This is a genomic window from Listeria innocua, assembly GCF_028596125.1.
Taxonomy (GTDB): domain Bacteria; phylum Bacillota; class Bacilli; order Lactobacillales; family Listeriaceae; genus Listeria; species Listeria innocua.
In genome coordinates this window covers 566,223-581,671 of the sequence record NZ_CP117229.1, presented here as the reverse complement: position 1 = coordinate 581,671, position 15,449 = coordinate 566,223, and the positions used below count along the sequence as shown (strand labels likewise).

12 protein-coding genes are annotated in these 15,449 nt (G+C 36.9%); 4 read left to right on the top strand and 8 right to left on the bottom strand.

Annotated elements, in window-relative coordinates:
- Positions 1 to 92 precede the first annotated feature (92 nt).
- The 5 genes from PQQ29_RS03335 to secA2 form a co-directional block, all read right to left on the bottom strand.
- On the bottom strand, positions 93 to 2,558 hold the full coding sequence (locus PQQ29_RS03335) for a hypothetical protein (protein WP_010990503.1): 2,466 nt from the start codon (positions 2,556 to 2,558) through the stop codon (positions 93 to 95).
- 17 nt (positions 2,559 to 2,575) lie between these two features.
- A complete protein-coding gene (locus PQQ29_RS03330; RefSeq protein WP_010990502.1) occupies positions 2,576 to 3,601 on the bottom strand; it encodes a WxLIP family cell surface protein in 1,026 nt (341 codons plus the stop codon).
- A gap of 69 nt (positions 3,602 to 3,670) precedes the next feature.
- Complete coding sequence (locus PQQ29_RS03325; RefSeq protein WP_003760735.1) at positions 3,671 to 4,384, bottom strand: WxL domain-containing protein; 714 nt, start codon at positions 4,382 to 4,384, stop codon at positions 3,671 to 3,673.
- Between the two features lie 260 nt (positions 4,385 to 4,644).
- Positions 4,645 to 5,814, bottom strand: a complete 1,170-nt coding sequence (locus PQQ29_RS03320; protein WP_003760732.1) for an AI-2E family transporter — start codon at positions 5,812 to 5,814, stop codon at positions 4,645 to 4,647.
- 115 nt (positions 5,815 to 5,929) lie between these two features.
- Positions 5,930 to 8,260, bottom strand: a complete 2,331-nt coding sequence (gene secA2, locus PQQ29_RS03315) for an accessory Sec system translocase SecA2 (RefSeq protein ID WP_003770737.1) — start codon at positions 8,258 to 8,260, stop codon at positions 5,930 to 5,932.
- A 424-nt stretch (positions 8,261 to 8,684) separates the two neighbouring features.
- On the opposite strand from secA2, the gene PQQ29_RS03310 reads away from it, so the two are divergent.
- Together PQQ29_RS03310 and PQQ29_RS03305 are read left to right on the top strand one after the other, a co-directional pair.
- A complete protein-coding gene (locus PQQ29_RS03310; protein ID WP_010990501.1) occupies positions 8,685 to 10,082 on the top strand; it encodes an invasion associated endopeptidase in 1,398 nt (465 codons plus the stop codon).
- Between the two features lie 91 nt (positions 10,083 to 10,173).
- On the top strand, positions 10,174 to 11,358 hold the full coding sequence (locus tag PQQ29_RS03305; protein WP_041918362.1) for a class I SAM-dependent rRNA methyltransferase: 1,185 nt from the start codon (positions 10,174 to 10,176) through the stop codon (positions 11,356 to 11,358).
- Between the two features lie 36 nt (positions 11,359 to 11,394).
- Here PQQ29_RS03305 and PQQ29_RS03300 read toward each other — a convergent pair whose 3' ends face one another.
- Together PQQ29_RS03300 and PQQ29_RS03295 are read right to left on the bottom strand one after the other, a co-directional pair.
- On the bottom strand, positions 11,395 to 12,054 hold the full coding sequence (locus tag PQQ29_RS03300) for an alpha/beta hydrolase (RefSeq protein ID WP_010990500.1): 660 nt from the start codon (positions 12,052 to 12,054) through the stop codon (positions 11,395 to 11,397).
- 22 nt (positions 12,055 to 12,076) lie between these two features.
- Entirely contained in the window at positions 12,077 to 12,286 is a 210-nt protein-coding gene (locus PQQ29_RS03295) for a YdbC family protein (protein WP_003760724.1), read from the bottom strand.
- 164 nt (positions 12,287 to 12,450) lie between these two features.
- Here PQQ29_RS03295 and PQQ29_RS03290 point away from each other — a divergent pair, with 164 nt between their 5' ends.
- Together PQQ29_RS03290 and PQQ29_RS03285 are read left to right on the top strand one after the other, a co-directional pair.
- A complete protein-coding gene (locus tag PQQ29_RS03290; RefSeq protein WP_003729317.1) occupies positions 12,451 to 13,203 on the top strand; it encodes a threonine/serine exporter family protein in 753 nt (250 codons plus the stop codon).
- Between the two features lie 13 nt (positions 13,204 to 13,216).
- Positions 13,217 to 13,675, top strand: a complete 459-nt coding sequence (locus PQQ29_RS03285) for a threonine/serine exporter family protein (protein ID WP_003729316.1) — start codon at positions 13,217 to 13,219, stop codon at positions 13,673 to 13,675.
- A 53-nt stretch (positions 13,676 to 13,728) separates the two neighbouring features.
- Here PQQ29_RS03285 and PQQ29_RS03280 read toward each other — a convergent pair whose 3' ends face one another.
- Positions 13,729 to 15,192: a MucBP domain-containing protein gene (locus PQQ29_RS03280; protein WP_153648333.1), complete on the bottom strand. Its 1,464-nt coding sequence runs from the start codon at positions 15,190 to 15,192 to the stop codon at positions 13,729 to 13,731.
- Positions 15,193 to 15,449: the final 257 nt, after the last annotated feature.

The following is a 15,449-nucleotide window of genomic DNA, read 5'->3' as shown; positions in this document are numbered from 1 at the left end:
TTACTTATCGTTATTATACGAGAAACGACTAGATATAGAAAAACAAAGGGCTTATAACGCAAAAAACCTGTTAACTTTAATTAACAGGTTTTCTACGGAGCATCCGTCAATGTCCATTCAATTGTTGTCTCGTAGTCCTCATCCGTATAAGCGTGAGCCGCATCTGCTTCTACAAGGATGCCTTGATTTTCTGCCCAAGTAATGGGAACAATCATGTCATCGGTCGCATTGGACTGGTAGATAGTAATTGGTTCTTCTGAAAGTGGCTTTTTCTCACCATTGCTATCGATGAAAATAAGCCCATTAGGTAACGTGTGTGCTGGATTCGTTGTTGAAGTTAGCGGTGATTTCACTGATGCTGTCACGCTGAACTTGCTACCTGCTCCTCGTGAGTCAAGTACAGATAAATCAAAATCCGTGTTTCGTTTCGCGATACTTTTTTGATTATTAAGTTCGATTGATTCAAAAGACATTGTTGCTGGCACATGGTTGAATTTCAGCTCACCAGTTACTTGAATGGTAATTTCTTTTGTCAAAGTTCCAATTTGGATGGTGGCTGTGTAAGTTCCTGTTTCTTTTTTTAGATTTGTGCTTGTTACTTTCACATCAGGCGTTAAGTCCTTACCAGTTACGATATTGAATGCTTTTGCTTCCGATTTATCTAGAATGAATTGTTTCACTTCTTCATCATTAAGATTAATAAGGTCTTTTACATTTACGGAAAAATCTTTTGCTCGTAATGCTTGCTCATCTTGAATTTCTGTCAAATCATCTTTAATAAAAACTGGCACATGAATATCAGCGTAATTATTCGCCTTGTCTTCTATTCTAACAATGGCTTCTGTTGGTCCAAAAACATTCGTATCTGGTTCATTTAGTATGGTAATAGTAACACCTTCACCTGTCGTACCATCTGAGTGATCAGTAATGTTCGTAACTAAATGGTGTGCATCTGGGAGCGAATCCCCTATGTTTAATACTTGCGGAACAGCATCTCCGCTTGGAGGAGTCACATCTTTTACAGTTACTGGATCTAATGTAATTCGCTTTTGGTCTTGTGTAATTGTTGTTACTAGATCAGTGTAAGGTTTAATAAAGCCATTCGGGATAGCAATTCGATAATTGCCCGTGTCATCTGCTTGTCCTGATAATAGCTTGTTTTCACCATTTTCTGTATACGCAATATTAACAAATGCATTTGGTGTCGCTGTTCCGGTGACTTCACTTTCTCCATCCGTCACTGGATTTATCGTTCCTTCAAGGCGCCCCATCGCAATCATACGCGCCGTATTTTGATTGAAATTAGTTGGCGTCATTCCAGCATTAGTAGACAGAATTTTTGTTGTTGTTCCTGAATAAGTTAGACTCCCAGTAACATTTTCCCCACTCGGTAAATTAAAAATTTGTGCTGGTTGGTCTGTCCGATCAATTGCTCCAGCTGTATTCCAGTAATTTACCAATTGTGCGTCTAAATTAAATGTATTTGCATAAGGCCAGTAAAACATTGGCGTATTACTATTCGTCGCAACCAAAAAGCTTAGAGGATCCTGAATATCTAATTTCGCGGTTGCATTATAAAATTGGATAATATAGCCAGTTCCGCCTGTTTTATTTAAAATTAAGCGAGCATTTGGACTGACGGTAATATTATCCGCTGACCAAAGAAGTGGATTAGAGCCAGCAGTTTTTGTCATTGTCACATCGGCGCCCTCAGCAATTTTAACCGCCCCACCTGGTGTATCACGAAAAATATTATTGTTAGAGGTAATATTTAATTTCGCATTCTTTTTTACATCAATATCAATTGGTTTTGTGCCTGAGCGATAAAACATCCCTGTCCCGTTAGAAAGCACGGTTACATCTGCATTTTCTTCAACTGTAAAAGTATTGACATCAGCTGTTCCACCACCAAACCAAAACGCACTATTCGCATTTCCGCTTGCGTGATTAATATTTAGTTTTCCAGAAACGTTTACTCCTTTAATTTCCGCAACTTCATTTACTGCTGCTGATCCGCTTACAACGGAGGCAATCGTTATATCATTTGTCCCTTTGAAATTAGCTATTCCATTTAGATTATAAATCATTTGCGGACCTTGATAATGAACATTTTCATAGTTTTGAACGACGTCTTTTGCAGCCCCGTAAACCGAAATAGTTCCATAGTAGTTTTTCCCAATCACATTGATATCTTTTAACGTGGTTTCTTTTGTGCCTGTATTTGTGTTAACTGTGATGACACTGCTCTGCGCCCCAGATGATGCCATCGTTTCTGTTAACGTGTGAATTTCACCAGTTGCTGGATTTTTTCCTGATAAAGTAAAAGTTTTTTTCGAAGCTGGGATGATAATACCTCCAGATAATTCAACATCTGCTCCTAAATAAACAGTATCAATCCCGTTATCTTCTGAAATGGCAGCTTTCAGTTCCGCGAAATTAGTGACTACCGCTTCATTTGCTGCTAAATTATCACTACCCGTTTCAGCATCTACTACTAGGTTACAACTTAGAAAAAGAGCCGCTATGGTCAATACAATCATTAATTTTTTGAAAGCCAATGTGCCAGCTCCTTTCTTTATTTTTCTTGGTTATTTCTTCGTTTTCTAATTACTAGTATAATAATTAATACTATAAGTAAAACACCTGCAGCAATCGCAACATACAACCACTGGCTCGTTTGTTTCAAATTCACTGCTTCTTTATTTAAATCTTGATCTTTTTTACCAATCGTAAATGTTTCATCCCAATTCCAAGTTTCTACGCCATTTGTAGCAGACATTTTTAATCTATATTTACCTTCTTTTAACGGTTTATTCTCCCAATCAATCCCGAAGTCAAAATTGGAATTTGGTGCCATCGTCATATCTGCCTTTTTAGTTTGGTAAAGCATTTTATTCGAGCCATCTTGATACACTTTTGCATCAATGCTTAGGTTTTTGATAATAACTGGTTGGTCGTTTTGTAATTTGGCAACTATCGCTGTGTGATAATTGATAAGAGTTGGTTTAATACTTAATAAATTCATATGTGGTTTGACTTGTTTGTCGGTTTCAGATAACTGCATACCAACAATATAGGAATATTCATTTTTAAGTGAGACACCTTTTGTTTTTTTGGTCTCCGTTTGATTTTTCTTTTTGAACTGTACTGCGCCCAAAACAACTCCATCGATTGATTCGTCTGGCATTTCAATCGTAACTTGAACGGTTTTTTTGCCATTCACAGGTATCGTTAGAAGTTTTTGGTCGTCTGGTATTGTAGCTAATGCGGGTAATGGGTACTTCAGGCTTTTGTCTTTTTTAGAAAGGTCATTTTTCGTGTAATCAATCACACCAGTTTGGTTGGTTGACGCGTAATTGATGGATGCTTCTACTTGAATTTCTTCATTTGAACTATTCATTACATCTATTTCTACTGTTTGCTTTTGGTTTGGTTTCATTTTCAAGTCAAAGTAGGTTTGTTTTTTGTCTATTTGATTGGCGGGAATATTAGCTTGAACGGAATAGCCGACATCTCCCTCCGCTGCTTTTGCTTCTGTAAAATTGCCGAATGTCACTAATAATGGAACAAGGAATAATATGCTAAGAAAACTTTTTTTCAATTAAACCTTCCTTTCATCGTCTTTAATAAAAATTTTGCGTCTAGAAATGAAATTCTAAACGCAAATTTTTTAAACACCTGGTGCGTCAGATAGTGTCCATGTAATTGTTGCTTCATGGTCTCCTAGAGTTGCACTTCCTGCTGGTATCATTAACTTAACATTGTCATTTAAGCTAGCTGCATCATTAGGTGTCGCGCCAAACCAACGATTAACCCAAGTCCCCATACCTTCAGATTCTTTTGCCGAAACAACATTTACAATTGAAGTTCCATCGGTAGGTAGTTCTACTGTTTGAACAGCAGTTGGCGTTGTTGCTGTTGTACTTGAAGAAACTGTTTCTCCGTTTTTAAATGATAGTTTAGCTCCTGATAGTGAAGCTGCTCCATCCTCGTCTTTAAAGGCAGTTGCTGTTGCAGTAACCTTCCAACCAGCACCTGTTCCGCGGCGGTCAGATACTTGAATAAACGGTTTTCTTGAAGTGGAAGAATAGCTTTGTTCCGTAGTGGATACTTCATGTTCCCCGAAATTCACAGAAGATACATAATCCATTGTTAGCGAACCAGTATTTCCAGTTCCCGGATCAGTCGGATTACTTGGGTCTAATGGATCTATCGGTTTCGTTGGATCTTCTGGGTCAACCGGATTAACTACCCCAGTTCCTGCTTTAAATTTAATTGATGCTTTTGAATCCCCTTCTGAAGATACTGCAAAAGCAGACGGTGCAAAAAGTGTGACTGAAGTTATGCCAATTAATCCTACAATTAATGTTTTTTTGAAAATCATTTTGTTTCTCCTTTCGTCATGCGTTATCTTTATATTATGACGAAAAGAGCTTCAAAAATATGTACAACTTATGAAAAATAATAAATTTTATCACATTCTTTTTAGTAAACGTTAAAAATTTTACATAAAAACCGCTCTATTACCGGACTCATCTTGTAAAGAAAAAAATTATGTCTTTTCTGTGAACACTTTTAATCATCAAAAAAAGAGCCCTATTAAGCTAGAAAATACCTTTCTAACTAATAGAACTCTTGTTAGTTTTATTCTTTTTCTTCAGGAGGCGTTACAACATACTCACTCTCAGGTTGTTCTCCGTAAAGCCCTGAAACTCGTTTGAACCAAATAAATACATGTGTTACAACTACTTTAAGCACAGCATAACCTGGTACTGCAAAGATAACTCCGAGTATACCGAAAAGATTTCCGGCTACTAAAATAACGAATAAAATTGTAATAGGGTGTACTTTTAATGTTTTACCCATTACTTGAGGCGAAATAAATTTACCTTCTAATAATTGAACAACACACCATACAATAATTAATTTAATTAATAACCAAGGAGAAGTTACAATTGCGATAATAATAGCTGGTGTAATTGCGATTGCTGGTCCTAAATATGGAACAATGCTAGTACATGCGGCAATGATCGCAAGCGTTAATGCATATGGTAAGCCAATAATTAAATAACCGATAAATAACAGAATACCAATACATAAACTAACAATAATTTGTCCACGAATATAAGAACTAATTTGGTGGTTTGCTTCACCAAGTACTTGGCGAGTATGCGCACGACCATTTACAGGCAACATTTTTAATAGGAAATCCGGTAATTTTTTCCCATCTTTTAATAAGTAAAATAATACAAGCGGTGTAGTTACAATTGCTAGTACAACTTCGGTAACCGTTCCAACAATACTTCCAATACTTGTAATCGCGCTATTAATAACGGAAGTTCCTTTAGTCGAAAGAGTTTTCATAATATCGCTCATATTAGTGCTTAATTTATCTTTTATTTGATCAAACAAGCTCGAACGACTAAATTCGTCAAATTTTTGGGTGATTTGATCCCAATAACCTGGGAAAGATTTAAATAAGCTAACAATTTGATCTTTCACTGCTGGAATAACAAAACTAAATAATAGAATGATTAAACCGATAATTACTAAGTATAACAAGGCAATTGCCCAGCCTCGCTTCCACTTTTTTTTCTCAAGCCAGTCAATTATTGGGTTAAATAAGTAATAGGAAATTCCCGCTAAAATAATTGGCGCAGCAACGGTTTTAAGAATTACCATTAGTGGATCAAAAATAAAGGCAATCTTTGTTAATACATAAATATCAAGCGCTACTAGCAAGAAAATTAATAGTCCTAGTACAAACTTGTTCTCAATAAAAAACTGTTTGAATTTTGTTAATGTCCCCTTCACTTTTCCACCTTCTTTTGTCTAAATTTATTTTTGTTTGTTACTATTATATAGGTTAATACCCTCGTTCTCACTAAATTACCCATAAATTTGAAAAAAATCAGGCGTAAGTTGTAATTTATCCTTGAATCAATCCATCTGGATCTAATTCAAGTAAAGCATGTGCAAAATAGAAATGATAGTCAGCTTGGAATTTCTCAAATAATTGAGCACCTTCTTTTTGATACATAACGAGCGGATCTTGCTGTCCATATGCGCGTAAATGAATTCCTTCCCGTAATTGAACCATAGCGTCAAGATGCATTACCCACATTTGGTCCATCAAGTTTAAATACACTTCTTTTTCAATTGCAGTAATTGTTTCAACTGGGAATTTATTACGTTCTTTCTTATGCCAAGCAACTATTTCTTCCACAACCTCAACTGGGTCCATTAATGTCACTTGATCGAAGGAAATTGGGAATTTAGTGCCACCAAGTAATTCTTTTTGACGACTATAGTATTTCTCCAGCTCTTCTTCCTCAAGTTCAAGTGGATGAATAAATGAATATTCCGCGACTTCTCGAAGAATTTTTTCAGAAGAAACACCTAGTTTATTTCGTTCTAACAGTTGATCGCGCTCTTTATAAACCATTTTCCGTTGTAAATCGATTACTTCATCGTAAGAAAGCAAATCTTTCCGAATATCGTAATTTGCACCTTCTAAACGTTTTTGAGCATCTACAATGACAGAGTGAATTTTACGCGAGTTAACAGGTTTTCCATCACGAGGTGCTTTACGCTTAAGTTTCGTAGACAGTTTTTCCCAACTCTTACTTTCAAACTGCTCTAATAAATCATCTTCTAATGAAATCATAAACTTACTAAAACCGGGGTCACCACGTCTACCTGAACGCCCCATTAACTGTAAATCAATACGACGACTCTCGTGGCGTTCTGTCCCGATTACTGCTAATCCACCGAGTTTATGAACATCCGGATCTAACTTTATATCCGTTCCTCGTCCAGCCATATTCGTTGCTAAAGTTACCATGCCACGTTTCCCGGCTTTGGCAATAATTTCCGCTTCTTGGGCGTGGTTTTTAGCATTTAAAACTTGGTGAGGAATTCCTGCAGCATCAAGCAGACTACTAATCCACTCGTTACTTTTAATAGAAGAAGTTCCGATTAGTGTTGGCTGACCTTTTTCATAACGCCAAGAAACTTCATAAACAATCGCTCTTCCTTTTTCCTTTTTCGTATAAAAAATGTCATCGGGCATATCTTCACGATTGACGCGTAAATTTGTTGGTATTACGACAACATCCATATTGTAAATTTGCCGAAATTCTTCTTCTTCGGTTTTCGCCGTACCTGTCATACCAGAGAGTCTCTTATACATTCGGAAATAGTTTTGAATTGTAATTGTCGCAAGCGTGCGCGATTCTTCTTTTACTTCCACGCCTTCTTTTGCTTCAATAGCTTGGTGAAGTCCATCATTAAAGCGACGACCTGGAAGCGCGCGACCAGTATGCGGGTCGATAATTAAAACTTCCCCATCAAGAACGACATAGTCTTTATCTTTATGCATCAAAAAATGAGCACGCATTAGAAGCATTGTAATTCGAAGTTCCACCTGTGCTTCCGCGGAATAAAGTGATTCAACGCCCCAAAATTTTTGAGCTCTTTCAATCCCCGCATCATTCAACCAGACAAAACGCTTATGTTCTTCTATTTCATAATCATCTTTCATCATCGTTTGCACGAGTTCATTTGCCGTTTGATAAAGCGATAAATCTTCTTCTTTACGATCAGAAATAAGTAAAGGAGTCCTTGCTTCATCTATTAAAATGGAATCTGCCTCATCGATTAAAACAAAATCAAGTCCACTTTGTACCTTATCTTCTTTTTGACGGACCATATTATCACGTAAATAATCAAAACCAAATTCAGAAGCTGTTCCATAAATGACATCTGCTGTATAAATCGCTTTTTTCTGATCTTTATCCAAACCAGATTCGTTTAAAGCAACTGAAATACCTAGATATTCTAACACTTGTCCGATTTCTTCCCGGTCCCGTCTTGCTAAATATTCATTCGCAGTAACAAGGTGAACACGGTTGCCACGCATCACTTCGATAAACATCACAAATAAAGACATCAATGTTTTACCTTCACCGGTTTTCATTTCTGCCACTTTGCCATCACCAAGAACAAGCGCACCAATTAATTGAACGACCACGGCATCCAAACCAATAATTCTACTTGCCGCTTCTCTTGCTAATGCAAAAATATTAATCTTATCTCGTTCAGTCATTGGTTTTGTCTTGAATTTTTCGCGCCAAAAATTCGTTTGTTCGCGAAGTTCATCTTGGTCCATATTTTTATATAAGCCCTCTTTTCTAACGATTTGACGGGCTATTTCTCGATACTGTTTCACAATTTTGCGATCATCATAATTCTGTCTCATTATATAATATCCTCCATACCTTCTATTATAGAATAACACAAAGTCATCTGGCAATTTATTTCAGGTTTAGAAAAAAGGAAAAACTGATGAGAATAATATTACAAATGTATTAAATTTTTCTATTAACAAAAAGCAATAGGTTTCCCATAGCGAAAGTTGTTGCTTTTTGTTCATATCTTACTTACACCTTAAAGGACTCCCCAGCAGTACATCTCAAGCCCTAAGAATGCACGTTCGCTTTTTAATTGTTACAGTTTCATTACAAATAGTTGGTATAGTCCGCTATCTCTCTTTATAACAGCTTTTATCTATTTGTTTTTTGCGTAAAAACTGGGTAAACTAAGTATTAATCACTATAAAATTAATTCTCAATTACTAATTGCGTACTGAGATTTTCTGAAAAAAAGAGAGGAGTTTTATGAATATGAAAAAAGCAACTATCGCGGCTACAGCTGGGATTGCGGTTACAGCATTTGCTGCACCAACTATCGCATCCGCAAGCACAGTAGTAGTTGAAGCTGGAGATACACTTTGGGGTATCGCTCAGAGCAAAGGGACTACTGTTGACGCCATTAAAAAAGCAAACAATTTAACCACTGATAAAATCGTACCAGGTCAAAAACTACAAGTAAACGAGGTTGCTACTGAAGAAAAAGCAGAGAAATCTGTTAGCGCAACTTGGCTTAATGTACGTTCTGGCGCTGGAGTTGACCACAGCATTCTTACTTCCATTAAAGGTGGAACCAAAGTAACTGTTGAAACAACAGAATCAAACGGTTGGCACAAAATTACTTACAATGATGGAAAAACTGGTTACGTTAACGGTAAATACTTAACAGACAAAGCAACTAGCACTCCAGTTGTTAAACAAGAAGTGAAAAAAGAAACGACACAACAAGTTAAACCTGCTACAGAAGCAAAAACAGAAGTAAAACAACCAACTACACAACAAACTGCTCCTGCACCAAAAGCAGCTGAAACTAAAGAAGCTCCAGTAGTAGACCAAAATGCTACTACACATAACGTTAAAAGCGGCGACACAATTTGGGCATTATCCGTGAAGTACGGTGTTTCTGTTCAAGATATTATGTCATGGAATAATTTATCTTCTTCTTCTATTTATGTAGGTCAAAAATTAGCTATTAAACAACCAACTAAAACAGTAGCTCCAAAAGCAGAAACAAAAACTCAAGCTCCTGCAGCTGAAAAACAAACAGCTCCAGCAGTAAAAGAAAATTCAAATGCGAATACTGCTACTACTGAGAAAAAAGAAACTGCAACGGAACAACAAACAACTACTAAAGCACCAACTCAAGCTGCGAAACCAGCTCCTGCTCCGTCTACTAACACAAATAAAACAAACACAACAAACAACAATACAAATGCAAGCACACCATCAAAAAACACAAACACAAATACTAACACGAACACGAATACTAACACAAACCAAGGTTCCACTAACAATGCGAGCGCAAGTGCTTTAATCGCTGAAGCTCAAAAACATCTTGGAAAAGCTTACTCTTGGGGTGGTAACGGACCAACTACATTTGATTGCTCCGGTTTCACTAAATATGTATTCGCTAAATCTGGAATTTCTCTTCCACGTACTTCTGGCGCACAATACGCTAGCACTACAAGAATTTCCGAATCACAAGCAAAACCTGGTGATTTAGTATTCTTTGACTATGGTAGCGGAATTTCTCACGTTGGTATTTACGTTGGTAATGGTCAAATGATTAACGCGCAAGACAATGGCGTTAAGTATGATAATATCCACGGCGCTGGCTGGGGTAAATTCCTAGTTGGATTCGGTCGCGTATAATTAATTAATAATTTAAAGTAACCTGTGGAGCAGGAAGTTCGCTTCACAGGTTTTTTGTTGGAAATTTTATCTTAATGAAAGACGGTGCATGATGAAAAACTCGATAAAACTAAAACTATTTCCTAAGTTTACAAAAGGCTATAAAGAAGGCTATCCTTTAATTCTAAAAGAACGTTTCGAAAAATGGCCAAAAGATCTACAGGAAGGCGACCTAGTAGAATTAATAGATACGAATGGTCAATTTATAGCTCGTGGGTATCACGGAAAACAAAATAAAGGCGATGGCTGGCTTTTCACCTGGGATAAACAACAGCAACTTGATGAGCACTTTTTAACAACTGTAATTACAGCAGCTATCGAAAAGCGTCAATTTTTATTTGCAGATGATTCAACTACAGCTTTTCGAATTTTCAACGGTGAAGGTGATGGCTTTGGCGGCTTCACTGCTGACTTTTATGACGGCTACCTTGTGATTCAGTGGTATAGCCTCGGCGTATACTCTTTCCAAAAAATGATTTTAGAGATTTTCTTATCTTTTCCAGAAGTTAAAGGTATTTACGAAAAAAGACGTTTCCAAGAAGATACAAAAGATGATTTTGTCGCTGGTCAAAAAGCTACTTTCCCGCTGATTATTAAAGAAAATGGCATTAACTATGCTACTTATTTAGATGATGGTTGGATGACTGGAATTTTTCTTGATCAGCGAGACGTACGGAGAAGAATAAGTGAAGACTATGCTGTTTCCAAAAACGTCCTAAACACTTTTTCTTATACTGGAGCGTTTTCCGTAGCAGCTCTATTTGGTGGTGCTAGTAAAACCACCAGTGTGGATGTTGCTGGACGGTCACTTAGTAAAACAAAAGAACAGTTAGAAGTAAATGGACTAGATCCAAATTCTCAGGATATTATCGTAGAAGATGTTTTTCACTATTTTAAATATGCTTTACGGAAAAAACTAACTTTTGATTTAGTCGTTGTTGACCCACCGAGCTTTGCGCGCACTAAAAAAGTAACCTTCCGCGCTGCAAAAGATTACCCAGCTATGCTCCGTGAAATTATTGATATTACTGCTCCAAATGGCACCATTATTGCTTCTACAAACTACGCCGGATTTGGGATGAAAGCATTTAAAAAACTAATTGCCGAAGCGTTTCAAACAAGCGATCGCACTTATAAAATTGTCGAAACGCACTCACTTCCAGCAGACTTCACAGTAAATAAAAACTTTCCTGAAGGGAATTATTTAAAAGTTCTTTTCCTCACTTTGGATAAATAAAAAACAGCGACCAATTGCTTGGTCGCTGTTTTGTTATTATTTTTTTACTGGCTGATTTTGGTTTGGCAAGAAACTTTCAAACCAGCTGTATAAGTCGTCTTCTTCAGCTTCGTTAACATTATGGCCTACAAAATAACTATGTTTTTCTACATTACAACCCATTTTCTGGAAAAACTGAGCAATTTCTTCTGCTTCGGCTATTTGAATAACTGCATCCTCAATGCCATGACCGATAAAAATACGTTTATCTTTTAGCATTAAATTAGCGGGTCTTTCTTCCAAATAATGTGGCAAACGACCACTAAGTAGCGCAGCAGCTTTATATTGCCCTCCATAACTTTGCATTATAGAGATTGTTAAAACGGCTCCTTGATCAAATCCAACAAGGAAGATTTGATTTTTATCAATGGAGACATAATCATTACAAACCTCATCGATAAATTCTGCTACCCGTAAGCTTGTATAATCAACCTCACGCGCATTTGGATCGCCCTCTGTTACCATATGATAAAATCCATAAGTTGGTCCATATTCCACATCACCACGCATAGAAACTACTACAAAGCGGTCCATTAATAATTCTAATCGGCCCGCCATATCAAGTTCGTCTCCACCAAAACCGTGAAGTGCGAATATCACTGGAAAAATCTCCCCATCTTTTCTCCCAATTGGCTCATAAATATCATACGCATACATTTTCATTTCTTTACACCAGCCCTTAATCTAACAGTTTTTTTAGTGCTTCTGCCTCTTCATCAGTTAGTGTAATCCCTTTTCCCATTTTTTCATGATCCTCTGACCAGTCGCGGATGTCATATTTAGGCGGACGACCGTTCCAGCTTACTTTGTTTAATTCCTTCCGCCAACCACGTGCATTTTCGGATAATACGCCTATTTCTTCTATGATTTCATATTCAATATTTGCCAAAATAATCCTTATCCTTTCCGAATCTATATCTACCATACTATCAAATATTTACCCCAAATTACATTGAAACAATCGTGAATTCAAAAAAAGCGCCCTTCCTACTAGAATTTTTGGATTGATTGCGTTACGATTGAGAAGTACTAAAGGGTTGGAGGTGCTTAGTTATGTCGAATGAAACAACAGATTATTTACTGGAAACATGTTTGATGGCCGGTAAAATAATGATGGAAAGTGGTGCAGAAATGTATCGTGTGGAAGATACTATGAACCGCATCGCCACCATCGCTAGTAATAAAAAAGGGATTAGTTTCGTGACGCCAACTGGGCTTTTTATGTCACTTGAAGGTGAGCGTAATGTACAATTACAGCAAATCCCAACACGAACAATTAATTTAGAAAAAGTATCTATGGTCAATGAATTTTCCAGGGATTTCGCTGAAAAGAGAATTTCCTTAAAAGAATTACATACAAAACTCGTTAATTTAGATAAAGATGTTCGCTACTTCCCTATTTGGTTGCAAATTATTGCTGCCTCACTTGTTAGTGGATCGTTGATGGTTATTTTTGGCGGTGGTTGGTTTGATTTTATTCCAACTTGTATCATTGGTGCGATTGGTTTTATCATTTTTTACTATACGCAGATTTTTATGAAGGTAAAGTTTCTCGCGGAATTTTTAGCTTCATTGAGTGTTGGGCTTTTAGCTGTTTTGACGATTTCGATTGGTTGGGGAATTAATTTAGATACGATGATTATTGGTGGCGTGATGCCGCTTGTTCCCGGGGTGCCGATTACGAATGCGGTTCGAGATTTGATTGCTGGGCATTTGCTTAGTGGAATGGCACGCGGAACGGAAGCGCTACTTACTTCTTGTGCAATAGGAATTGGAATCGCGGTTGTTTTCCGCTTTTTCTTATAAAGGAGGCGCTATAATGGATTTAGTTTGGACTATTATTATTCAATTAGTGCTGAGTTACGTTGCGACGGTGACGTTTGCGATTATTACAAATGTGCCAAAAAGAGCGCTGAATGCTTGCGGGATTACAGGAACATTTGGCTGGATGGCTTATTGGACTTTGATGCAAATGGATTCTGGAACAGGGGCGTCTTCCCTCGCCGGCGCTTTCGTCGTCGCAATTCTGAGTCACTTTTTTGCAAAACATAAAAAAATGCCGATTACGATATTTAACGTTCCCGGAATTGTGCCACTCGTTCCCGGGGGCCTCGCTTACCAAGCTGTGCGCAATTTTGTGTTAGGTGATTATACGGAAGCAATTGGTTTTTCTGTACAAGTTACAGTGGTTGCTGGCGCTATAGCAGCGGGATTAATGCTCTCGGAAGTATTCAATCATAGTATTAGGGCATTTCGTGGACGTAAAGAACGTATTTAAAAAAGCAATCTCTAGACGAGATTGCTTTTTTATTATCGAATAATTTGATTTACTTATGGCTCAGGAATCATAACCCCATAAACAAGTATCTGATACGTAACCACCACATCTTCGCTAGTCAGTGTTCCTTCGCGATTGGTTGGTATACTTTGGTAGTTTTCCCACCTCTCAATCCCGGTACTACTGAGATCGGCATTTTGCGAAATAACGTAGGGGATTTGTTTCCCTTGATCATCCAGTATATTAAAGGTCATTCTTTCCGGTAACGAATATGTTTCCCCTTCTTTAGCTGGAATAACAATATCAGGCACCGCTTCACCTTGATTATAAATTTCTTGATTGTAATTTAATCTCATATGATATTGGTCTAAATTAGGATAAATAGGTACTAAATCGCCGTTTTTATAAGTTGTTAAATCCGTTAAAACAAATGGATCCCCATTGCTATCAACAAATTTAATTGTTATTTTAACATCTTGCGCTTCTTTCGTATAGATATACGTTACTTCTATAGCTTGATTAGTGAAAGTACCATTTGCATTGTTTGGCAGTTTCGTTGTATCTAATGTGTATCCATCAATTTGTAATTTGTATTTATCTGTTGAAGCATCATATGGTTCGCCAATATTACCGCTAATTGTTTGTGGATCATGGATTTTGTTTCCATCTTGATCGAGGTATTTAACAGTTACGGTAGCTAAAGGCACTTTTTGATAAACATAAGTAACAACTTGCGCTTTCTCTGTAAAAGTTCCTGTTGTATTTCCGTTCACTTCTTTTAATTGGTATCCCTCAATATTTTTCGTTGCAGTCTGATATGGTTGGTCAATGTCGCCTTCGAGTGTTTCACTAGTCGCCAGTGAATTTCCTTGTTCATCCTGATAGTTTACAGTTACAGTCCCTTTTTCAACTACGGGCGGTGTATTATTTTTACTTGTGTGTATATATCCTACATACGTATACCCTTCCATTGATTCGGGTTGTTTCGTTTCTTTCGTTCCTTTTGCAACTGTTTGAGATTCTTGAGTTTTTAAGTTACTATTTTCTGTTGCTTGGACAATCGACCCAACTAACAAACTACTACCGCCAAGGAGAACAAGAAATACTAGCAGCTGTCTGGCGTGTCTTTTTTTCAATGTAAGAAGTCCAATACCACTTCCGAATAAAATAAACCCTAGGATGATTAAATAACTATTTGGGCCAACATCTCCCGCTTTTAATAGTGTCCCATTTTGATTTTTATTATTGTCAGAAGTATTATCTGTATTTGTAGTTGGTTCTGATGTGTTTTTTTGATACACAAAGGAATAATTTTCATAATCATTTGTAAGTGTCTCGTTTGGATTTCCTTTGATAATACTATTTTTTTGCGTTTCTGTTAATGTGCTGATATCAATGTAATTATACGTCACATTGCTTGTATCAGTTTCAGCAGCATTCACCGGTGAATTTCCAAAAAGAAAACCTGTGAAAAATAATATTACTGCGAATACGCAAAGAAAGTATTTTTTCTTCATAGTACTATCCCTCCTCATATAACTAATTTCTCATTTTAACTGCTCACACTCCTATCAAAAGGAGTACTAATCTTGCACTTAATTGAGCTCAACAATTATATATTAGGCAAAAAACATTATCAACGAGGTGAAATGTGTCAATTTTGTGAACAAAAATGATTTCTTTAAACTATTTAAATAATCTTATACTAGGAGTAATATTATTTCTTTCCACAGTTCCATATAGCCTAAACGGTAGAACTATATTTAAAATTTGT